Annotated in this window: 19 protein-coding genes and 1 riboswitch; of the genes, 4 read left to right on the top strand and 15 right to left on the bottom strand. The window is 37.8% G+C overall.

Annotated features, from left to right (window positions below):
• Positions 1-380: 380 nt before the first annotated feature.
• The 4 genes from ku to FHY45_RS08025 form a co-directional block, all read right to left on the bottom strand.
• Positions 381-1,208: a non-homologous end joining protein Ku gene (ku, locus tag FHY45_RS08010; RefSeq protein ID WP_066101014.1), complete on the bottom strand. Its 828-nt coding sequence runs from the start codon at positions 1,206-1,208 to the stop codon at positions 381-383.
• 70 nt (positions 1,209-1,278) lie between these two features.
• A complete protein-coding gene (gene ligD / locus FHY45_RS08015) occupies positions 1,279-2,487 on the bottom strand; it encodes a non-homologous end-joining DNA ligase (RefSeq protein ID WP_139891329.1) in 1,209 nt (402 codons plus the stop codon).
• The gene (locus tag FHY45_RS08020) at positions 2,484-3,425 is read right to left on the bottom strand and encodes an ATP-dependent DNA ligase (protein WP_066101018.1); all 942 of its coding nucleotides are present in this window, start codon (positions 3,423-3,425) and stop codon (positions 2,484-2,486) included. The genes ligD and FHY45_RS08020 overlap by 4 nt, the downstream gene beginning before the upstream one ends.
• A gap of 391 nt (positions 3,426-3,816) precedes the next feature.
• Positions 3,817-4,605 (bottom strand): SDR family oxidoreductase, encoded by a 789-nt coding sequence (locus FHY45_RS08025; protein WP_139891330.1) that lies wholly within the window; start codon positions 4,603-4,605, stop codon positions 3,817-3,819.
• Positions 4,606-4,829: 224 nt separating this feature from the next.
• On the opposite strand from FHY45_RS08025, the gene FHY45_RS08030 reads away from it, so the two are divergent.
• Positions 4,830-5,870, top strand: coding sequence for an AI-2E family transporter (locus FHY45_RS08030; RefSeq protein ID WP_139891331.1), 1,041 nt, complete (start codon positions 4,830-4,832; stop codon positions 5,868-5,870).
• 110 nt (positions 5,871-5,980) lie between these two features.
• Here FHY45_RS08030 and FHY45_RS08035 read toward each other — a convergent pair whose 3' ends face one another.
• From FHY45_RS08035 to FHY45_RS08055, 5 genes are all read right to left on the bottom strand, one after another.
• Positions 5,981-6,685, bottom strand: a complete 705-nt coding sequence (locus FHY45_RS08035; protein WP_066101037.1) for an ABC transporter ATP-binding protein — start codon at positions 6,683-6,685, stop codon at positions 5,981-5,983.
• A complete protein-coding gene (locus FHY45_RS08040) occupies positions 6,682-7,494 on the bottom strand; it encodes an ABC transporter permease (protein ID WP_066101040.1) in 813 nt (270 codons plus the stop codon). Before FHY45_RS08040 ends, FHY45_RS08035 begins: the two co-directional genes overlap by 4 nt.
• Positions 7,495-7,563: 69 nt before the next feature.
• A complete protein-coding gene (locus tag FHY45_RS08045; RefSeq protein ID WP_139891332.1) occupies positions 7,564-8,061 on the bottom strand; it encodes a nitrous oxide reductase accessory protein NosL in 498 nt (165 codons plus the stop codon).
• Positions 8,058-9,332 (bottom strand): right-handed parallel beta-helix repeat-containing protein, encoded by a 1,275-nt coding sequence (locus FHY45_RS08050; protein WP_180349915.1) that lies wholly within the window; start codon positions 9,330-9,332, stop codon positions 8,058-8,060. The genes FHY45_RS08045 and FHY45_RS08050 overlap by 4 nt, the downstream gene beginning before the upstream one ends.
• Before the next feature lie 522 nt (positions 9,333-9,854).
• Positions 9,855-11,060, bottom strand: a complete 1,206-nt coding sequence (locus tag FHY45_RS08055) for a helix-turn-helix domain-containing protein (protein ID WP_139891334.1) — start codon at positions 11,058-11,060, stop codon at positions 9,855-9,857.
• Positions 11,061-11,212: 152 nt separating this feature from the next.
• Here FHY45_RS08055 and FHY45_RS08060 point away from each other — a divergent pair, with 152 nt between their 5' ends.
• Complete coding sequence (locus FHY45_RS08060) at positions 11,213-12,481, top strand: MFS transporter (RefSeq protein ID WP_066101053.1); 1,269 nt, start codon at positions 11,213-11,215, stop codon at positions 12,479-12,481.
• A 378-nt stretch (positions 12,482-12,859) separates the two neighbouring features.
• Here FHY45_RS08060 and cdr read toward each other — a convergent pair whose 3' ends face one another.
• The 3 genes from cdr to gntK all read right to left on the bottom strand — a co-directional run bounded on the left by cdr (position 12,860) and on the right by gntK (position 18,121).
• Complete coding sequence (gene cdr / locus FHY45_RS08065) at positions 12,860-14,509, bottom strand: CoA-disulfide reductase (RefSeq protein ID WP_066101056.1); 1,650 nt, start codon at positions 14,507-14,509, stop codon at positions 12,860-12,862.
• 193 nt (positions 14,510-14,702) lie between these two features.
• Positions 14,703-16,142, bottom strand: a complete 1,440-nt coding sequence (locus FHY45_RS08070) for an amino acid permease (RefSeq protein WP_139891335.1) — start codon at positions 16,140-16,142, stop codon at positions 14,703-14,705.
• A gap of 132 nt (positions 16,143-16,274) precedes the next feature.
• A riboswitch (Lysine riboswitch) is annotated at positions 16,275-16,475 on the bottom strand.
• Positions 16,476-16,582: 107 nt separating this feature from the next.
• Positions 16,583-18,121, bottom strand: a complete 1,539-nt coding sequence (gene gntK, locus FHY45_RS08075; RefSeq protein ID WP_139891336.1) for a gluconokinase — start codon at positions 18,119-18,121, stop codon at positions 16,583-16,585.
• Between the two features lie 160 nt (positions 18,122-18,281).
• On the opposite strand from gntK, the gene FHY45_RS08080 reads away from it, so the two are divergent.
• Positions 18,282-18,830: a peroxiredoxin family protein gene (locus FHY45_RS08080; RefSeq protein WP_139891337.1), complete on the top strand. Its 549-nt coding sequence runs from the start codon at positions 18,282-18,284 to the stop codon at positions 18,828-18,830.
• A gap of 134 nt (positions 18,831-18,964) precedes the next feature.
• Positions 18,965-19,144, top strand: coding sequence for a hypothetical protein (locus FHY45_RS08085; protein WP_139891338.1), 180 nt, complete (start codon positions 18,965-18,967; stop codon positions 19,142-19,144).
• Between the two features lie 42 nt (positions 19,145-19,186).
• Here the strand turns inward: FHY45_RS08085 and FHY45_RS08090 are convergent, their stop codons facing one another.
• From FHY45_RS08090 to glpK, 3 genes are all read right to left on the bottom strand, one after another.
• Complete coding sequence (locus FHY45_RS08090; protein WP_180349916.1) at positions 19,187-20,251, bottom strand: lactonase family protein; 1,065 nt, start codon at positions 20,249-20,251, stop codon at positions 19,187-19,189.
• 138 nt (positions 20,252-20,389) lie between these two features.
• Positions 20,390-22,060, bottom strand: a complete 1,671-nt coding sequence (locus FHY45_RS08095) for a glycerol-3-phosphate dehydrogenase/oxidase (protein WP_066101068.1) — start codon at positions 22,058-22,060, stop codon at positions 20,390-20,392.
• A 171-nt stretch (positions 22,061-22,231) separates the two neighbouring features.
• On the bottom strand, positions 22,232-23,722 hold the full coding sequence (gene glpK, locus FHY45_RS08100) for a glycerol kinase GlpK (protein ID WP_139891340.1): 1,491 nt from the start codon (positions 23,720-23,722) through the stop codon (positions 22,232-22,234).
• Positions 23,723-23,745: the final 23 nt, after the last annotated feature.

Consider the following 23,745-nt stretch of genomic DNA (forward strand, 5'->3'; position numbering starts at 1 on the left):
TCTCTCTATATAAGTGACTATTAAAATAAGCGACTATTAAAAATTCATATATATAATTGCCAATCAAACCAATGATTGGTACTGCCTTATTATATCAATCTGACAATTTTTTTCTACCATTCAAACATTACATTTATATTTCGCGGAATTTCGATCTTGTAATATATTTAATAAAGTCCATTTTTCTAGTAATTTCGACATACTTTTTGCTAATAAAGCTACAATTCGCTATTAAAAATGAATCTTTTCACCCATAGAAATAAACCTGGTCTTTCAAAAGGAAAACAAAAGTTTATATTTTCTGAATTATTGGATAATAATAAAAAGCCTGTTTCTTTACAGAAACGGCTTCTAAAACAAGCTTATCTATTCAAAATAAATCAGGAAGTCTCTTTTTTCCTGCGTGGGGCTCTTTTTCTGGCTGGCTTTGTTGCTGGTTTTGTTTGGTCAATAGATGCCTGGAGTGCTGCCATAAGATCAACAACATTTGATGCTGTTTTCTTTCCAGCTGTAGGTGTGACCGTATCGGATTGTTTTTTCTGCTCAATCAATTCAAGTAAAGCTGTCCGGTATTCATCATGATATTTAGATGGATCAAATGTGGTAGTCAACTGATCGATTAATAAAATAGCTGTATCCAATTCCTTCTGTACAATTTCTTCAACAGCGGGGATATTGGGTACATCTGCAGCTTTTCTTACCTCATCAGGAAAATGAATGGTCTCCATTAGTAAAGTATTTTCTAAGATTCTGACCACAGCGAGCGACTCCTTTGCACGGATCGTAATTTTCGCCAGCCCAACTTTTCCTGATTCCTCCAACGCCTTCCTCAACAGGGAATAAGCTTTTGTACCGCCCTCATTTGGTGACATATAATAACTCTTATCAAAATAAATAGGATCGATTTCATCTATTTTGACAAAATCGATAATTTCAACTGCCTTGTCCTCTTGCTCTTTCTTCAATTTTTCCAGTTCTTCATCATCGAGCACAACATATTTTCCTTTCACGTACTCATAGGCTTTAACAATATCCTCTTGGCTCACCTCTTCTCCGCAAACTGAACATACTTTCGAATATTTGATAGGCGCATGGCATTTATTATGTAAGGTGCGCAGGGATATATCTTTATTCTCCGTTGCCGCATGAAGCTTTATTGGTATACTGACAAGACCAAAACTAATGGTTCCCTTCCAAATTGTATGCATAAATACACCTTCCTTTTTTTGTATATTATATCCAAACTAATTAATTTTAAAATGATTATTCAAGGTGATGTTATGGTTTATGTTCTTTTTTAATGAAGTCTATGATTTTTTTCATTTGGTTCGATTGATCAACTGTAAAGTAATTTTCAAACGGATTCATTCCCTTTACTAATCTATCCTTAACAGTTTTCATTGAGTAATGCTCTGTCTGCAACCCGCTCTTTACTTCATCCCAAAACAATGGCGCTGCAACAGAGGGGAAGGCTGTTTCCCTCGGTGAATACGGACAGATAATCGTCTTGTCTTTGTCATGTTGAATATAGTCTATATAGAGACGATTTGCTCTATTTTTTTTCATCCGTTCTATTGTAAAATTGTCCGGAAAACGATTAATTAGATAGAGAGCAATGAATTCGGTAAATATACGTGTTTCCGCATAACTGATTGTAGCTCCCTTCAATGGAAGATGAATTTGAATCCCCTTTCTGCCTGATAACTTCACGAAAGCCGTTAACTGAAATTGATCGAGTATTTGTTTCATTTCCAGTGCAGCTTTTACAGCCAAGCGTAAATCGCCTAGTTCAGGTGGATCAAGATCAAACACGATTTCTGCCGGATTTTGTTTTTTAATATCATTAAAGGGAATATGAAATTCAATGGCTGCCTGATTCCCGAGCCATAAAAGAGTTTCGATATTATTACATACGGTATAGTTAATATCATGGTTCATATCCGTTTTTACAAAATCAGGTGCATAGTCAGGTGTTGCTTTTTGATAGAATCCCTGAGAATCGACACCTTCTGGATATCTTTTAACTGTTAAGTGCCTGTCCTTTAAAAAGGGCAGCATAAAGTCTGCGACAGTAAGAAGGTATTCCAAATACATTTCTTTGGTCACTGATTGCTCTGTCCAGATGATTTTCCCTGGATTCGTAATGGCTACCTGTTCATATTGGGACAGTACTAATTTCGTCCATGTACAGGCTGTCCAATTCTCAGTCACCGCCAGGCTTATATAGACCGGAGAATTTAATTTATAATTTGTTACTGCCTTGTATGCCACTTGAATGCAAATACCAGGAGGGACCTTATAAATTTGGTTTTGCTGTGCTTTCCCAGTTTGATGTAAAATACCTAAAATTGCCTCGCGCTCTTCATCAGTAAATGCTTCTTTTACTTCAGCAACCTCAATGATTTTTTCTTCATGAAGAACTGCCACTGTACAGACTTTATTTTCACTATCATATTTAGTTAAAAAACATAGACCTGTATATCTCATATCTCAAGCTCCAATAAACATTCCTTTGGATTACGGTCGACAAATGATTCTAATAAAGGCTGCCTTAATGTCATAGATTCTGTCCATTCCAGATAAGAGACCTTCACTGTATAAATGGGTTGTATCCAGTGATACTGCTTTGTATTTCCCACTTTTGAGGTGAAAGGATTTTCAGTTTGTAAGGCTTTTTCCATAAATTCTTTAATCACCTTCCACTCATCCAGCTTATAGCGTCCTTTTCCTGCACGACCAATATACTTGAGTCCTCCCGAGGAGTCATACAATCCCAGTACTAAGGATTGCAGTTCACTCCCCTTTGTCACATATCCCCCAACTATAGCAATGAGGTCTTTATAAAATTTCACCTTCTGCCACCGACCGTCTTTCCCATTCAAGCTATAGGGTTTACGCAAATCCTTTGCAACGATACCCTCTAATCCCTGCTCCTTGATGGCCTCGTATAATGCCTCTCCATTCGAAAAGCTTTCTACAACCTGTACATTCTCTGTTGGCGTAATTATAGATGACAATAATCTTTGACGTTCTGCAAGTTCGTCATCAATAACCCATTTTCCATCCAGGTAAAGAATATCAAAAATCATATAGATGACAGGTCGTTCCTTTATGGAAAGATGAATCAATTCTGATCGGTTCATCCGGTCCCGCTTCATTACCTCATGAAAAGATGGCTTTCCATCTTGCATAGCGATAATTTCGCCATCCAAAATTACAGAGGATGCAGAACAATAGCTGCCTAAATCCGTAAACTCCGGATATTGCTTTGTTCTATTATTTAAATTACGATTAACCAGCTCTACTTCATCATCTATTTTGTAAACTAACATCCGCACACCATCCCATTTAACCTGGAAGATCCATTCCTCCCCTATTGGTATAACTTCAGCGGAAATCGGCTCAAAGGGTTTTATAGGGTCCATATTTTCACCTTCCATCTAATAGTGCAACAGCATTCGACATTTCATATTTATAGTATGGGAATAAAAACAAAGAATATGTCAGCGAGTGAATGAATTCCGCCGGAATCGTTGTCATTATTTTATGAGGCAGTAGTATCATTAGAGGATTATAAAACCTCCAACGAACTAAGTAACTTGGCTTCAAAAATTTTGGAGGCATCTGAAGAGACAAAACATATGATCCATTACGGTGTTTAAAAGAAATCCTTGCTAAAGATACAAAAAAGATAGCCATTGCCTTGGCTACCTTTTGAGTGCTATCTATTAAATGATTAATACTATAATTACAGGATGTTTTATCAAATGCCCCTATCTTACTTACTAGATGTTAACTAAGATACAAAAAACTCACTTACAGTAATGATTCAGTTCCATCGACATATATTTCGGTACCGGAAACATGACTTGACTCGTCAGATGCAAGGAAGTAAACCAAATTTGCTACCTGTTCAGCTGATCCTGGTCCATCTGCCAATGGCTGCATTCCTTCAGGATATTCGATAGGTATTTCGATTTCCTTTAAACTTTCAGACTTAGTTGTGCTGCTATCTATATTTGTTTCAATTGCACCAGGACAAATGGCATTAACTCGGATTTTATATCTGGCCAACTCTAAGGCCGCCATTTTCATAAATCCAATTTGACCGGCCTTCGAAGTACTATAGGCTGCCATACCAAAGCCAGCGAACCGTCTATTTCCATTGATTGAGCTTGTGATTATGATGCTGCCACCTTGCTCTTTCATATGAGGAATGCAATATTTAACAAACAAGAATGTGCTTCTAAGGTTCGTTTCAATCACTTCATTCCAGTCCGAAATTTCAAATTCTTCAATAGAAGACAAGGTCCCGTTTATACCAGCGTTACTGAACAGAATATCAAGCCTTTCCCACTTATTCATGACCTGTGAAATTCCTTCACGAATTTGAGCTTCATCACGGATATCAACCTCATAAACACAGGCTTCTCCTCCTGCATTTGTGATTTCTTCCTTTATTTTCTCTGCATTATCAATATTTATGTCCATAATACAGACACGAATGCCATTGTCCGCAAACTTCTTAGCTGTGGCTGCGCCAATCCCAGAACCTCCACCAGTTACGATTGCAACTTTACCCTTTGATTTTTCAGATAACGCCATACGTTTCATCTCCCATGCACATTTCTATTTATCTACTTATTTATCCAATAAGTACAATATTGAAACGTATGCCTGAACAGTTTATACATATATTCATAGAACATTTCCTATATTCCACCAATTTTTAAAAAATTATTTCCAAACCCTCTTATAAACCGTACTACTAACAGATATAATTAACATATCAAGCATGCGGTGCTGCCGAAAGGAGAAACAACAGGTTTATGTTTTCACTCAACCAATTTATAAAAAGCAGAGGGTTCGTCCGTTTTCTTACCATCTTATTTTTGATAGGGATTTTCTATGCCCTTAGAGGTATGATGAATTTAGTTCTATTCACTTTTATTTTTATTTTCTTAATGGGCGGTTTGGAGAGAATCATTTCATCGTCCATATCCAAAATCAGTCCAATACGAGTCAAGCCACAAATAATAATTATCCTGCTCTACACAATCATAATTTCCTCTTTGGTTATGATTATTTATAAATACATACCTGTCATTACCATGCAAATAACCGACCTTGTAAAAGTAATTATAGATTTTTACAAGCACCCGCCTGATAACACAGCAATTGATGTTGTGATCAGTGCAATGCAGAAGTTTGTATCACCTTCTGAAATTGAGGAAAATGCAATGGCGCTGTACAGTTATGCTGCAAATATCGGTAAATTAAGCCTGCAGTTATTTTTAGCTTTGCTGCTAAGTTTATTCTTTCTTTTGGAAAAGGAAAAAATCAAACGATTTACCGGTTCATTCAAGAAAAGCAAACTGGGAGTTTTATTCACTGAATTAGAGTATTTAGGTAATATATTTGTAAATTCATTTGGTAAGGTTATCGAAGTTCAATTTTTAATTGCATTTGTTAATGCTATATTATCGATTATTATTCTTTATTTCTTAGGGTTTCCACAGCTATTGGGACTCGCATTTATGATTTTCCTACTGGGACTTATTCCTGTTGCGGGCGTTATTATTTCCTTAATTCCTCTTTGTACAATTGCCTATAGTATAGGTGGAGGAATGCATGTACTGTATGTAGTTATTCTAATAGCAGCCATACATGCTTTGGAAAGTTATGTACTAAATCCTAAATTCATGTCGGCCAAAACTCATTTACCTACGTTTTTCACATTCCTGGTATTGGTGTTCGGTGAACATTTCCTTGGAATATGGGGCTTGATTTTAGGTATTCCTATTTTTATCTTCTTATTAAATATGCTTGATGTTCCAGATGCTGAAGTGACTGAACCTAAGAATATATAATGGATCGTAAAATAGGCATGAGTTTCGGAATCTTTCGAACTCATGCCTATTGTTATTCTTAAATATAATTCAACCGTACGTCTTACAGAGCACGGCTGCAGTCCACCCTTTTATATTCGTTGTCTGTACAAGGTTGATAGCTCTTTCGTAAAACCATCAATATCAGAAAAATCATTTTCAAGTGATTGAGCCAGCTGCCCCTTTTCAATGAATAACACCCGGTCGGCAAGTTCTGCGGCAACATCCATCATATGAGTAGAGAAAATCGTAATCGTGCCTGCTTCTTTAAGCTTTTTAATCATTTCTATAAATTCATTAATCCAGTAAGGATCGAGCCCATTGGTCGGCTCGTCCATAATTAAAAGTCTTGGTTCAGCTAAAATCGATTGGCCGAATAACAACCTTTGTCTCATTCCTTTAGAAAGATTTTTTACGAGCTCTTTCCGCTTGTCGGTTAATCCCAAACGATCAATCACCTCTCTCACTCGTTCATTGGAAATCTCTCGGATAGCTGCATAAAAAGACATAAACTCTCCCACATTCATGTCGCCCTGAGCATAAAATTCATCAGGCATATAACCGATCAATGATACATATTCTTTATTTTGTGCAGTCATATTGACCCCATCCAACAGAACGGTTCCGGCTGAGGGGGAAGAGATACTGGCCAAAATATTCAGGATAGTACTTTTTCCAGCACCATTCCCTCCGCATAAAGAAACACATTGCCCTTCCTTCACTGCCAACGAAAATGGCTGCAACGCTGTATTGGTTTTATAGTGTTTTGAGATATCAGTCACTTCTAACCCTGTCATTGTGCTCTTCTCCTTTTTAAATACCAAATTGCAATAAAGCCTAACGCAGCAATAAATACAAACGCATATAAGAATAGTACACCCCATACAATTCCTTCATTAAATAGCGGAACCAATCCATCATAGGCTTGGCCGAAGATAGAACCGCCGTCCAATCTAATCACCAAGAAAAAGCGTAAGAATTCTGCTGGATTTATGATCATCGCAATTTTCATAAGCACTCCTATCATTGAATAAGGTAAAGCACCTAAAATAGCAATTAACGCAGTCGGCCATATCATAATAAGAAGAAACCAGACTGCAACAGATAGAGTAAGTGCCTGCCATTTCGTGCTTACAAATGATCCTATAAAAAGGCCAAGTGTCAGGAAAAACAAGATTAACAGCATACTAAATAGAAAAAGCACAAGCATCCAAGTTAACGAAATATCAATCCCAGTCAGCAACCCAATTACCATACTCAACCAATACGCCAGTGAAAAACACACTGCCTGGGCAGTAAACTGGCCTCCAAGTTTACCAAAGAAGTAGGAGACGATATCTAATGGATACGTACATAATAATCTCCATTGGCCATTTTCCATTTCATTAGCTATTGAAAAAGAGCCAAAAATCAACATAAATAATGGCAATATATATAACATAATATTAACGACTGTTCCCGTAATATTTGTATATCCTGAGATTGCTCCATTTGTCCGCTCCAATGCCAATAAAAGAGAAATGACAACAATCCATAGAATGGCGATTGAATAATACGAACGGCCCCGTGATGTCATTCTCCATTCAGAGCTCCATATGTTCCACATTCTTCTTACCTCCCGTGACGACATCTAAATAAAAGGCAACCATGCCGGCTGCCTTGTTTTTTTCACCTGTTAACTATGGCTATGACTGTCCGTTTCCTTATGATTCATCTCTTTATGCTGTTTCCAATCATGTTTTTGTAAATCTTCATAGGATAATAAACTTCCCCCTGATTCTTCAGCAAATTCTTCAGCACTTGATTGGTCTTCAAAAGAAATTACATTGTATGACATTGGCGTCTTGATTTCTTCTCCATATACGAAATAGGATTTTTCAACTTCTATCCATTCTTTAGAATGATAATCACGTACAAAGGTCTTCTCAATTTCCTTATTCTCGTTTTCATCTGTCCAATTAAACATGCAACCGATATCATCAAAAACAAATGTTTTACCATCAGTTAAGATAATTTCTGTTGCATGCTGATTATCCGCAACCGACATATTACAGTTTGCGCATGTGTCAGTCTTCGAATCAATTTCCACTGGCTCAGTCGATTCATTACCGCAAGCAGACATAAGCATAACTGCAATTCCGATTAACGCAATTTTCCATAATGATTGTTTCATCGTTGTTTCCTCCCTTTTATGAATAGAAATAAACTGCCTATATACAATAATCCGCTGACTATCCATACTGGCAGATCAGCTTGATTGTTTTGATTGTTTGATTGGATAGGGTCCATTAAGGGACCTGAGTCCGTTAATAGCTCTTCATCGGTACTTTTCAGCATTTTTTGCAGAATTGTCATGCCCGGTGCCTGAAAAAAGAGTTGATACTCAGGAACTTCCTCTGTCAAAGCCAGAAAATAAGGATCGGCTCGGTAGATTAAATTACTTATACCATCTCCGTCTGAATCTATTTTCGCTGATGCGTCCCAGTAGTTCCCATCCAATTGATTCCCTTCACTTTCAATAGCCTGAGCGTCATTTACATTACCCAGAAAATCATTTTGATAGATTCGATTATTCTCTGATTCTTTAAACTGAATACCTACAAAATTTGATTGCAGCCTGTTATCCTTAACGGTATTCACATTGGCCTTTTCAATAAATATGCCAATCCGGTTATTGTGAATCTCATTTGTTTCAACCGTAACATTCCTAGAGTCATATAGTAACAAACCCTGAGAATTCACATTTTCATTATTTTCGGTGAATGTATTCTTACGTACCATTGCATCTTCAGCCCCCATAATCATGGCGCCGGTAAAGTTATTGAATGATTCATTTTCTTCAATCAAACAGGAATTGGAATACATTAAATGCACCCCATAATGGGCATCCCAAATTTTATTATTTTTAAATGTATTATGGTGGCTGTATTCTACATAAAATCCATCCTGAACATTCCGTATTGAATTTTTACCGAACGTGTTGTAATTTGACTCCCACAGATTAATAGCATGGCCTTCAGATGTCCCTGTAAATGAACTTTCTAGCACACTTACATGATTCGCCTTATCCAGTTTAATACCAGTCCCAGCTGACTTGATTGTGAGATTGTTAAGTTTATGATAATTTCCAGCCAGCACAATTGCAGATTCCTCAATTGGTAGGCGTGTTGCCTCTATTTCAATATTTGATATTTGTACACCCTCACCAGAAATGTTTATAAAGGATCCCTCTCCTGTATAACTCAGCACTGTATTTTCTGTTCCTTTAATGGTCATTGGCTTATTAATGGAAACCGGATCTTCATAGGTACCGCTTTTAACAATCAATGTTCCTCCAATGGGCGTTTGGTCAATTTGCTGCTGCAGAGTTGATTCTGCGAAACTACTCGGTTCATATATAATCAATAACGCTACAAACACTAAAAAGATGCGTAACCTTTTCATCATTAACCCACCTTTTTCTATCAATCGTTTGCTCCACTTTAAGCAGTTGATGGTATGATCATATTCATTATAATTTATATAATTATTTTACTTGAAAAATAATTATATTTTCCAGCATAAAGGTATCAAGCCCATCATCATATTGTATTAGGAGCTATTTTATGGAGAATTTTATATGTTTCAGCATAGAAGTTTAATAGGTTAAATTTACAGGCAACTATTATTGCAGAAGATTATTCTTGTGCAGGGGAAGTAACCAGGGAGATATTAGAGGGATAGGAAGAGTTCTTGCGAAGCAATGACCGAATAGGGTAAGTAAACTAACCGAAAATCTTAATAGACATTTGAATGCCAGATATGAATGGATTGGAATATAAAATAAAAGCCCACTACCATCTGTCAACATTATTATCACCACTGTGTCCTAACGACATTGTATATTTAGGTGAAGCGTTTACAAACGTTAACCTAAATCTTTGAAACAAATGGATAAAGGAACTGAATGAACAGCCACACATAATTTCAATGTACAGTTCCATTATCATTTAGCAATGTTTCTTTAACCTCAACAGCCCTTTTATAATAAATAGATTTCGGCATATTCTTTATTAAATCACATGTTTTGTTAATTTGCTCCAGGGCTTCATCCTTGTGGCCCTGTTGATTTAAACAAAGAGCAATATAGATTCCTGCAGACTGTACCATTCCTACATCGATTGGATGCACCAACGCACCGGATAGATGACATTTAAGCAGATTTTCCAAAGCTCGATCAATTTCTCCCAGACCATATAGTGCTCTCCCATATTCCAGATAATAAAGTTCGTCTATCTTTTCCGGATTTATCGCAAATTCTTCTAGGTAGTGAATAGCTTTTTTGTAGTCTTTTGTTATTTCATTATGATAAACCGCATATAAAAGTGGAAACATCATCAATGCAATCTTATTTTCCGAAAAAATCGCATATTGACGAGATTTACTGATTAATCTAAGAAACTCCTTATCATCCTTCATCACAAGCGGATAATTGGAAGCAATCCTGTATATATCATCCATACGATAATAGACATTCGTCTCTTTGGACAATGCGATGGCTTCCTGCATTCTTGTATGGGATTCTTTATATTCTTCCAACGCTAATAAGACGATTCCTTCATCCAATAAAAGCTTTAATTGAAATACCGTATTTTCTTCAAGTCCATTACCAGAGTAGAATTTTCTAATTTCACTCAAAATGGATAAAGATTCATCCCAATTTCCATGAGACAAACGATACTGATGATAAATCCATAATGTTTCAGCACTGTCTAAGAATAAAGAATTCATCTTAAAATAGGAGGCTGCCAATTCGATATATTTCTTCATGTTTGGTTTATCTAAATAAAGGCCTGCTTCCGCATAAAGGCTGTATAACTTCGCCTCCATTACTCCCTGAGGCATATTTTCAGAAACCACATGGGATAATTTATCGTAAATAGCTGAATAATTCTCTTGTTTTTTATCATTCTTTATCTCATTTAATAAAGGTAGATAATCCTCTTTCTCATTCAGAAGATCACTAGGTTCACAACCAAGCTGTTGAGCAAGATATTCAAGTGTGCTCATCGATGGGGTTGCTTTACTGTTTTCAATTTGGCTCAGCATTCCTTTTGTCAATCGATTTCCAGCCAACTCGGATTGGGTCATCCCTAAAGCTTTCCGTAACGTTTTAATTTTATTGCCCAGCATGGTTATCCCCTCCTTATGGAAAGTATACGGTAAATAATTCTGATCCACAAATTAAAGTTTAATTATTTTAAACTTTTTGTTGACTTCCAAAAATTAGTATTTATATAATAAGTTTAATGACATTAAACTTTTAAACTAAAGGAGAAAAGCCCATGAGTGTACGTTATACCGAAGCAGAACAAGAGAGATTAAGCGCAAGGAATATTTTATTGTTTTTTATTGGAAAATTTATTTCATTATTTGGTGCAAGCATCTATTCATTCGCCATCGGATTATACATTTTAAAAATTACCGGTTCGGGTACAAGTTTTGCACTTGCTCTTGTGTTTGCCTCTGTTCCCAGAATTATTTTTGGACCAATTGCCGGAACCCTTGCAGATCGCTTTAACCGCAAAACAATCATTATATTGACGGAAATTCTTAGCGGAATACTCATGTTTTTTATGATTGCCTATTCTCACTTTTCGGGGCTCTCACTTGCATTGTTATATACATCAGAAGTACTGCTAGGGATTTTTTCTACTTTCTTTTCTGTGACTGCATCTTCAACCATTCCCTCAATGGCTGGGGATAAATCTATACAAAAGGCTGGCTCTTTAAATCAATCCGCATCATCGCTTGCCGGTATACTCGGTCCAATCATAGCTGGTATTTTATACGGGTTCTTAGCAATTGAGGAAATCATTCTGCTAACTGGAATCACCTTTATACTTGCCGGTATAATTGAATTATTTATTATTTTCAACCTGTACACTGAGAAAGCGGCACAACAGGAAAAGACGCAATTCATGAAGAGTTTGGCTGAAGGCTTCTCCTATTTAAAAGAAAACGATTTTTTATTCTCCCTGCTCAAAGTATCACTTTGGATTAACTTCTTCTTTGCGGGTATAAATGTTGCAATCCCCTACATCCTGAACACATCACTGAATTTTTCTTCTCAATCATACGGAATTGCTGCTTCGATGGTATCTGTTGGAGCACTTATCACATCATTGATCATTTCACAACGTCCTGAAATGAAAGATAAATTAAAGAAAATTAGATTGGGCTTAATTGGTTTAGCAATACTTGTCATTATGATTGGCTTGCCTCCTATGCTCCAAATGACTTCTGTGATTGCCAATGTCAGTTACTACATCATCGTCCTTGGAATGATAGGTTCCATCGTCATGGTTGTAAATATTCCTATTCATGTATTAATACAGCGTACAACCCCGAGCCACTATCTTGGTCGTATTTTCGGATTAGTTGAAACGATTGCATCTGCAATCTCACCGCTTGGGATGATTCTTTTCGGTGTCTTGCTTGACTACATACCAGCTTTTTATATACCTCTCATCACTGGATTTTCACTGCTCTTAATTAGCTTTCTTGCCATGTCAAAAGTAAAAGAACCAAAGGAATCTGAATTGGCAAGTTAATGATAAAGAAGTATCGCCCGGCTTGGGTTATATCCAGCCGGGCATTTTTATACTCCCCTAATTGTTTTTACTCGATTATAGGCGTATCTTGCAGATTCCTCTATAATGAATTGATTCTGATTGAATTTCTAGCTGGTTACTGTCTGTATCGACTTCGATTCGAGCCGAATCGGGCTAGATTCCGGCTGATTCACTGCTTTAATACAGCCGATTCCTCTTCGAATCCAGCCAATCTGAGCTTGAATCCGGCCGATCGCCCCTTGAATCCAGCCAAGCTCTAAATCAAGCATGACACAAACCGTCTCAGCAATTCAAAAAAGCCCCTTTATGCGATAATCTAAACTATCGCATAAAGGGAGCTCCAACTCTCATTTACTATTATTTTTCTTTAGGAAATGCCTTAGAATACAAATTATATCCGCCATCAAGGTTCTTAACTTTAATGCCGTTTCCTTCAAGTATTCTGGTAGCTAAGTAACCCCTCATACCTACCTGGCATGTAAGATATAAATCTTTATCAGTCGGTATCTCTGATAATCGCTCTCTCAGTTCATCAACAGGAATATTGACCGAGCCGGCAATTGCTCCTTTAGCAACCTCAGCAGGTGAGCGGACATCAATTAAATAACCTCCGTTTTCCACAATCTCATCAATTTCATGCCATTGCACTGTGCTGACCATTCCCTCAATAATATTGGTTGCTGCGTAACCAGCCATATTTACAGGATCTTTAGCTGAGGAATATGGAGGAGCATAGGCAATCTCGATATCCGGAAGATCCAATACAGTTAAGCCACCTTTGATAGCTGTCGCGATAACATCAATACGTTTATCTACCCCATCCTTTCCAACTGCCTGCGCTCCGTATATTTTCCCCGTTTCCTTATCGAAGATCAGTTTCAAATGCAATTGGGAAGCACCTGGATAATAGCCAGCATGGCTGCTTGGTGCAACATGAACAACCTCATATGGTATACCTAAACGCTTCAGCATCTTTTCATTGCTTCCTGTTGAAGCAACGGTCAATTCAAACACCTTGGCTATGGAAGTGCCCAATGTACCGTTATAAACACTTTCTTTCCCGTGAATATGATCCGCTACTAAACGCCCTTGACGATTGGCAGGCCAAGCGAGCGGCACATAAGTATCCGTTCCGTTAATATAATCCTTTACTTCAATGACATCACCGACCGCATAAATAGATGGGTCTGATGTTTGCAGATGCTCATTGACTTTTATCGCATTCCGAACCCCAAGCTCGAGGCCGGCATCTTTCGCAATGGTACTTTCAGGTTGAACACCAATCGCTAAAAGTATCATATCCGTTTCTACTTCTTTGCCGCTTTTCAAGCGAATGATACGACCATTCTTTTCAAAAGATGATACACCATCCTCAAGTATTAAATGAACTCCATTGTCCCGCAAATGTGTGTGGACCATTTGAGCCATCTCCAAATCAATTGGCGCCATCACCTGATTTCCCATCTCAATAACTGTTACATCTATGCCGCGCTCCCGTAAATTTTCAGCCATTTCAATCCCAATAAACCCGCCGCCAATGATAACAGCCTTCTCAGGTTTATCCTGATCTACCTTTTCTTTGATACGGTCCGTATCAGGAACATTCCGAAGCGTATAAACAGATTTAGCCTCATCGATTCCCGGAATGGCTGGCCTAACCGGTTTTGAACCCGGAGATAGGATTAGCACATCGTAGGATTCCTCATATTCCTCGCCTGTCATTGCTTTTCTGGCTATGACAGTCTTCTGCTCCCGATTGATTTTGATAATTTCTGTCCAATTACGTATATCTAAATTATAGCGTTGCCCCATTCCTTCAACTGTTTGAACAAGCAGTTTATTACGGTTTTGGATAACTTCTCCTATATAATATGGAAGACCACAATTCGCAAATGAAATATATTCACCTTTTTCAAACATGATGATTTCATCTTTTTCGCTTAGACGGCGCAGTCTTGCCGCAGCAGATGCTCCGCCTGCCACACCGCCAACAATTAAAATCTTCATTTTAATAGACCTCCATTAGTTCATCGATTAGTCTAATCGTAATATACCCTATTGGGTATGTCAATTTATCAAACTCACATGATTACACTCTATCATTGCTCCCGATAACAGTTTTCATAACACCGTTTTACTTTTAAATAATACCCAAAAAAAGCAAACCCACTTTTAACAATGGGTTTGCTTCTTATTACAGTTAAAAAGATTTTTTCAAATAATAGTTCTCGTGTTGTTTAACTTCCTCCATATTTTTAGGCAGTAAACGATAGAATAGGATTCCGCTTGCCAGAAGGATAACACCGAAAATAAATGTTTTTAAATCAGCCGTTCCTTTGATGATCACCCAAATGGAATATGCCGTCGCCAATATGGCTATGGTACCATCAATAATTCGTGAACGCATTTCATCAGATTTATATGTCTCGCCAGTCCAAACTAATTTCAGTTGGAATGAGGAGGAAATTAAATATGGCACTAAATAAGAAAGTGTCGCGATATAAATAATAAAGTCAAATGCATGAGCAATTGAATTTGAAATAGTTGAGAAAATAAATAATTGACCTAAACCATTTGAAACAATCATAGAGAAATTAGGAATCCCACGCTTATTGACCTGTAAAAACTTAGGGATAAATAAACCTTGTTTTGCTGCCTGATACGGGATTTCAGCGCTTAACAAGATCCAGCCAATTGTTGAACCAAATAAACTGATCAATCCAATGACCGCCAATGCTTTCCCACCAACAGGTCCCAGCACCGTTTCAATTGCATCGATTAATGGTTTTTCTGAATGGATAAGTGCATCCTGTGTTAATAATCCCATAACAAGTGTACTGATTCCCATATAGATAGCCAGGGCAATCAATAGCCCTAAAATGGTCGCTCTCTTTACATCTGCCTTTCTCTTCGCCCTTGATGCGAATACAACAGCGGATTCAACCCCTACAAAAGCCCATAAGGTTGAGACGGCAGCAAAATTTACCTGGCTGAGTAATCCCCGACTCTCACCATCAATTATACGAGTTTCCGCAAACGGTACAATATTAGATTGTTCAAAGGCAAATAGCCCAATTACTATGAATAATCCAAATCCAAGTACTTTTGCCGCAGTCGCAACAAAGTTTAATTTACCAGCATTCTCTATGCCTCGCATAATAAAGAAATGAACGCCCCAGAGCATGATTGTGCAGACAAGGAATGTTAAAGCATTGCCAACTTTTAGACTAAAATCCCCTATACTGAACAATTCAGCCGTACTGGTCAAACTTGGGAAGAAGGTAGATAAATACCCTGCAAACGTAGTAATGATGGCAATATTACCTGCAAAATTACCAATCCAGTATCCCCATGTAGACATAAACCCGGATAATCTTGAGGCTAAAGAATTTTCCTTGAACAATTCCTTAGCATAAATCTGAGGGCCACCTGTTAAATGTGGCTTACGAACAGCCAGATTCCCAAAAACCAGCGCAATAGTTAGTACACCCAATCCTGTTAATCCCCATGCCATAATTACTCCGGCAGGACTAGCTACTTCTGCCAGCGTACGCGGCAACATAAAAATACCAGACCCAACCATATTGCCGACTACAAATGCCGTTAAAATCCAAAAACCCAGTTGCTTCTTATTGTGCACGATAATTCCCCTTCCAAAGCTGTCATGTTACTCTCTATTTTTGAATTATCCATTTCTGTGTAAATAAACTAAATAAAAAACACACCTTATTGTTAAGGTGTGCAACATTTTATGATTAGCCACACCAGACAATAAATGGATAGTTCTCCATGGTCTATATACATATCGCGATGTATATATTCCATGACAGTCCTGCACCTATTCGGATACAGTCCCAGCTGCTCTCTTCGGAAAAAAAGAGCGCTTCGGCAGATTTTCCTTTCAACTAAAGTCAGCAAGCTTTCCGGCTCTCTTTTTAGTTTACTAATAAAATCTGCGACCTCTACCTCATCTTTTAGTCCGATGAGGATTTGTATTAAATTAAATTATTCCTGTATAAAGGATACAGTGAAAACGCGAATGCTGTCAATATTATTCGACAATGTTATTTTCAAATCAACTTATTTATGATTAATCCATTTGTTTTGGAAAGCTGCTATACTGCTATATTCAGTCTCCAATTTTCTGTATATATTGATGTAAATTGGCAGTAATTCCTCGTATCTTTCTACATTTGCTTTAACCGGCGTATGGACATGTGTAGTTCCCACATAATTTGATACAACGGATAGGTCTTCAATTTCACCGAGTGCATATCTGCCGAGTACAACTGCTCCTAAACAAGAGCTTTCAAAGCTTTCTGGCACATCTACTTCCTGATTAAAAATATCCGCAAGCATTTGCCTCCATAACTCTGAGCGCGCAAATCCCCCCGTTGCCCTGATTTTACTTGGCACACCTATCAATTCCTGCAAAGCTAATAAGACTGTATAGAGATTAAAAATGACTCCTTCAAGCACCGCTCTGACCATATGTTCCTTTTTATGATGAAGTCCCAAGCCAAAGAACGATCCTCTGGCATCAGGGTTCCAAATGGGCGCTCTCTCTCCAGCTAAATATGGGTGGAATAGTAGTCCATCTGCCCCCGGCGCTACTTTTGATGCTATCTTGGTGAGTACTTCATATGAGTCAATTCCGAGGCGTTTAGCTGTTTCTACTTCCGCTGAAGCCAGCTCATCTCTTAGCCATCTAAAAGTCATACCTCCATTATTAACTGGTCCGCCAATCACCCAATGCTTATCCGTCAATGCATAACAAAAAATTCGGCCCTTTTCATCCGTAATCGGCCTATCTGTTACCGTACGAATGGCTCCGCTCGTTCCAATCGTGACTGCTACAATCCCTGGATCAATCGCATTGACACCCAGATTGGAGAGAACGCCATCACTGGCTCCTATTACAAATGGAGTATCCGGCAACAGCCCCATATCCGCAGCATAGGCGGAGTCCATGCCAGATAAATAATATGTAGTTGGTACTGGTTTAGACAAATGGGTCTCTGTAATACCCGCGATTGCCAATGCCTCAGAATCCCATTCTAAATTTTTAAGATGAAACATTCCTGTTGCTGAGGCAACCGAATAATCAATCACATATTGCCCAAATAATTTATAAAAAACATATTCTTTAATGGAAATGAATTTATATGTCCTACCCGCTAATTCGGGATAATCATTCATCAACCAGGTGATTTTTGTAAGAGGAGACATTGGATGGATTGGCGTTCCAGTTCTCCGATAAATTTCTTGTCCATTCCTCTCATTTTTAATATAGTCGGACCACTTCTTTGAACGGCTGTCAGCCCATGTAATGCATTGAGTTAATGGATTTCCATTTTCCTCAACCGCAATTACGCTGTGCATAGCCGAGCTAAAGGATACTAACGACAGTTCATCAGGATTTATTTGGCTTTGGACCATTACTCCTCTTATTGCATTAAGTACAGCATGAAAGATCTCATCAGGCTTCTGCTCTGCTGTAAGTGGAGTCGGGCTATATAATGGGTACTCTACATGATAGGTGCTGAGCACAGATGCGTCTCCCGAAAATAATACAGCCTTTGTACTCGTGGTTCCTATATCAACTCCTATATAAAACATCTATCTTCCCTCACTTCCCTAAAAGCTCAATACTAGATTCTTACCTTTATTCATATTTTTATAAACAACTTAACACAATTTGATGCCCATTGATTAATTTTTTCACGACTGGCAAATACTTTCTACTAAATAAAAACGACATCAGGAGGCCTCATCCAAATTGAAGAATAAAACAATTGCCATTCTTGCTCCATTCTTTTTATTCATATTTCTATTTATTTACACGCAGACACAAAAAGAGTCTATTACAGAGGAAACTATACCTGTTTTGACTCAAACAGGAATTAAAGAAGGTCAATCTGCACCTGATTTCGAATTAAAAACTCAGGACGGAAAAAGCATAAAATTATCTGATTATCGCGGTCAAAAAGTTTTATTAAACTTTTGGGCAAGCTGGTGCCCTCCCTGCAAAAAAGAGATACCAGACCTCAATGAATTTTATGGTGAACATAGTATGGAGAAGATTACTGTATTAAGCGTGAATATGACCTATTCAGAAAAAAACAAGCAAATCATACAAGCATTTCAAGATATGTATAAGATCAGGTATCCTGTATTACTGGACCAAACAGGAACTATTGCAGGATTATATAAAATTATAACAATCCCAACCAGTTATTTCATTGACTCCAACGGTATCATACAAAAGCGAATAATCGGACCCTTGCAAAAAGAAACGATAAAAAATCTGATGGAAACAATTGATTGAGGAGCGACCCAAAGTATACCCAATAAAAAATAACAAAAAAGACAAAATTATACTTTTTTATTTTATACCTAAACCATAGTAAAATAAAATCTATGAAAAAAATCAATTACAAATCAAGGGGTGTTGATTCACGAATGAAAGCATACAATATTTTAATTACATTAATGCTTGTGTTAATCAGCGTGTTGTCTATTAAAAATTTATATGCAGGCCATTGGGATTTGCAATACTCCCTATTAAACGGCGGAATGGCTATTATTGTATTAGGTATCTTTACGGCTTATACACAGTCTTTAAAAGAACAATCCAATTAAATAACAGCTGGTTTGGGAGAATCCAAACCAGCTATTTTTGTATCATTCATGATTTCTTGCAATCGCTTGAACACAAACGGGTTTCGAAAGAGAAATCGTATTCCCTGTAAAGGTTGGAATACCTTCTTTATTAATTTCAAATAAAACTAATGAATCACTTTGCTCATTTGCTGCAATGAGTACTTTTTCTTCGTCTATTAACTCGAAATTTCTCGGTCCCTTTCCTTCCGTATGTGTAAATGCGATAATTTCCGGTATACCTGATTCTGCCACTTTGTACGTTGCAATACTGTCATGCCCTCTATTTGAGGCATATAAGAATTGGCCATCCTCTGAAATATGCAAATCGGCTGCTGTATTTTCCTCTTTGTAATCATCCGGCAATGTAGTAACCACCCCTAGAAGAGAATCCGGTATATGTTGGTCATTTAATTCAAATACTGCGATTGTATTGCTTAATTCCTGGATGACATACATGATTGGCAATGTAGGGTGAAAGGCAAAATGTCTTGGACCCGATCCAGGAATAGTAGACATTTTAGCCAAATTGGCAAAATCCTTATCATCGTATACATAAATTTTATCAGTACCTAAATCTGCTGCAACTACAACGGAGGAATTCGGTACCGGTACGATTGAGTGAGCATGCGGTGCATCCTGTCTGTCTGCCCAAACCCCTGATCCAACATGTTCATTTGTTGTCGTATGTTCTCCAAGTGTTCCGTCCTCTTGTAGTTCTATCCTAGTTACCGTGCCACCATAATTACTAATGTATAAACAAGATTCATTTTCACTAAGACTGACATAGCAAGGTGCCATCCCATTCGTAGATTTGCGATTTAACTCTCTAATCTGTTCGGATTGCCGATTGATTGCATAAGAGACAACCATCCCATACTCAACTTCACTTACCGCGTATAAATGGGTCTGAGCTTTATTTATAACAAGAAAGGAAGGATTTTCAATACCCGTATATTTCTCAACTAAGTCAAGTTTTTTTTCTTTCACGTTCAATTTGAATAGATGAATACCCGTACTTGTTTCTTCTGCATAAGATCCGGTATAAATCATCCATTCATTTTTCTTATTTCCTTGAATTTCATTCATCTTGACTGCCCCCATCCCGTGTTAAATAAACTAATAGTTTCTGTTTCATTTCTATTCCCCTTTTTAAAGATATTGAATCTTAAAAAAAAACCCACAACCTATATTTCAAGGAAGTGGGGTCATTTATCCGTATTTATATTAATTCGTAACCAGCTCGGATTGTGGATACGCAGCATCATGCAATTCAGTTTCAAGCTCTTTAGTATACATTTCTGTTTGCTGTTCAGTCCAATGCAGTACTTTTTTCATATACGAAATCACTTGATCTTTGTATTCATGAACATGCTTAATATCAAATAGGACCATGCCAGTTCTGCGATTAAAGAAATCAAGCGGCGTATAAGCCAATTCATATTCAATTGCATAGCCCAATTTAGCCAATACTGGTAATGGCAGCCCTATTTCGCTCGCTTTTTCTTTGTTTTTTCGGGCTATTTCAAACAGAAGCGGAGCATTGGATCCATATGTTGAAATAATCTCTCTTGCTTCTGTATCTGATAACCCGGTTCCGATTGCTTTTTCTTTAGTTTTGCTTATATATGAACTAAATTTCGTTGAGCCTCCAACACGGCCGCCGGATATCGGCATTTTTTCAGTATAGCAGCTACCGAAATGTTTATATCCTTCATCTCTGAATTGTTTAGCTACTAAATCCAAAACGGTTTCAGCCATTTTACGATATCCTGTCAATTTTCCGCCTGCAATCGTAATTAACCCAGAATCAGATACCCATGTTTCATCTTTCCTGGATATCTCAGAAGCACCTTTCCCCTCCTGGCTGATTAATGGGCGCACTCCAGCCCAACTGGATTCCACATCCTCTTTAGTAACGTTTACTGAAGGGAACATATAGTTAATAGCATCCAATATATAATCTCTGTCTTGATCAGTCATTTTTGGATTGATTGGATCTTGACCATAGAATGTATCTGTTGTCCCAACATAGGCTTTCCCTTCACGCGGAATCGCGAATACCATTCTTCCATCAGGGGTATCAAAATAAACCGCTTGTTTCAAAGGGAAACGGGATTGGTCAATCACTATGTGTGCACCTTTAGTAAGCTGAAGCACTTTACCTTTTTTAGAATTGTCTTTTTCACGTATAAAGTCTACCCATGGACCCGTTGCATTTATAATCTTCCTAGCTTTAATTTGGAAGGAATCCTCATCCAATATATCCTTAACATTTACACCTACTATTTTTCCATTTTCATAGATTAAATCCTCGACCTTGGCATAATTCAGTAAGCTTGCTCCTTGTTCAAACGCTTCTTTCATGACTTCCATCGTCAGGCGGGCATCATCGGTTCTGTATTCAACATAGTAGCCCCCACCCTTTAAGCCATCTTTTCTAACCAATGGAGCTTTTTCAATTGTTTCATCTACTGTAAGCATAGTGCGGCGTTCTTCCTTTTTCACTCCAGCAAGAAAATCATACATCTGTAAGCCAATGGAAGTAGTAAATTTACCAAATGTACCGCCTTCATGGAAGGGTAATAACATCCATTCAGGTGTTGTAACATGAGGACCATTTTCGTAAACAATAGCCCTTTCTTTCCCAACCTCTGCAACTACTCCTACTTGCAATTGCTTTAGATAGCGCAATCCACCGTGAACCAGCTTGGTTGAACGGCTTGATGTACCGGCTGCAAAATCCTGCATTTCAACTAGGCCCACCTTCATCCCTCTTGTAGCTGCATCTAAAGCAATCCCTGCTCCGGTAATTCCTCCACCAATGACAAGCACATCGAAATGTGTGTTTTGTAATTTATTTTTATATTCATGTCTATTTAAACTATTTAAACCCATCCTCTTGTTCCTCCTCTGTTGATAAGTGCTATTGAGATAATAAAAAGAGACCACAAAATACATTACCCTTATTTAAAGGAATGTACTCGCGGTCTCTTAAAATCTCTAACCTTATATTAACTTATTTTCATTATATCATTTTTTGAGTAAAACTCATACAAAATTGAATTATCATTTAAAGGTTCTGGTACTTGCCACAGCTCTTTCCCAACCATCAACTAATTCATTACGTTTCTCTTGTTCCATAGTTGGTTCATATGATTTATCAATGATCCATTGGGCAGCAATTTCATCCTGGCTTTCCCAGAATCCAACAGCCAGCCCAGCTAAATAAGCAGCTCCAAGGGCAGTCGTTTCATTAATTTTTGGTATTTCAACCGGCACGTTTAAGATATCACTCTGGAATTCCATTAAGAATGAATTCTTAACGGCCCCGCCATCGGCACGCAATGTTTTCAATTCAATTCCGGATTCCTCTTCCATTGCATCAATAACAGCTTTTGTTTGGTAAGCTAAAGATTCAACTGTTGCTCTGATAAAGTGATCTTTTGTAGTCCCTCTTGTCAGACCGAAGACCGCTCCTCTTGCATCACTATCCCAATATGGAGTACCAAGACCTACGAAGGCTGGAACGACATATACTCCATCTGTAGAGTCAACTGCCCGGCAATATGTCTCGCTATCAGCAGCATCCTTAAGCATCCTTAATCCATCTCGGAGCCATTGAACAGCAGAACCCGCTACAAAGATACTACCTTCCAATGCATATTCAACTTTACCATTTAATCCCCAGGCTAAAGTCGTCAATAATCCTTTTTCCGATTTAACCGGTTTTTCACCAGTATTCATGAGCATAAAACAGCCTGTTCCATATGTGTTTTTAGCCATTCCTTTTTCAAAGCATGCCTGGCCAAACAATGCTGCCTGTTGGTCACCAGCAATACCGGCAATTGGGATACTCTTACCAAAGAAGTGATAATCAATGGTTTGTGCATATACTTCAGATGAAGGACGCACTTCTGGAAGCATGGATTTCGGAACATCTAATATCTCCAGCAATTCATCATCCCATTGCAGGTCATAAATATTGTACATCATTGTTCTTGAAGCATTGGAATAATCAGTTACGTGAGCTTTACCGCCGGATAGCTTCCAGATTAGCCATGTATCAATTGTCCCGAATAACAATTTTCCTTCATTGGCTAAATCACGCGCACCTTCTACATTATCGAGGATCCACTTAACTTTTGTCCCAGAAAAATAGGCATCTATTAATAAACCAGTTTTGGAATGAAAAAGATCATTGTGGCCAGCATTTTTCAATTCCTCGCATATATCTCTTGTCTGGCGGGATTGCCAAACTATCGCATTATAAATAGGTTGACCTGTTTCTTTATTCCAAACCACCGCTGTTTCACGCTGATTTGTAATTCCGATTCCTTCAATATCTGTTGCCTCTATACCTGATTCTGAAAGACAGCCCGCAATAACAGCAAGCACTGAACCCCAAATTTCGTTGGCATTATGCTCCACCCAGCCCGGCTTTGGAAAGTACTGTGTAAATTCCTTTTGAGCACTATGTACAATTTCCCCTTTTTTATTGAATAAAATAGCTCTGGAACTAGTGGTCCCCTGATCAATTGATAAAATATATTTCTCCATTTTTTTCATCTCCCATCTACTAA

It is taken from the genome of Bacillus sp. D386 (genome assembly GCF_006346415.1).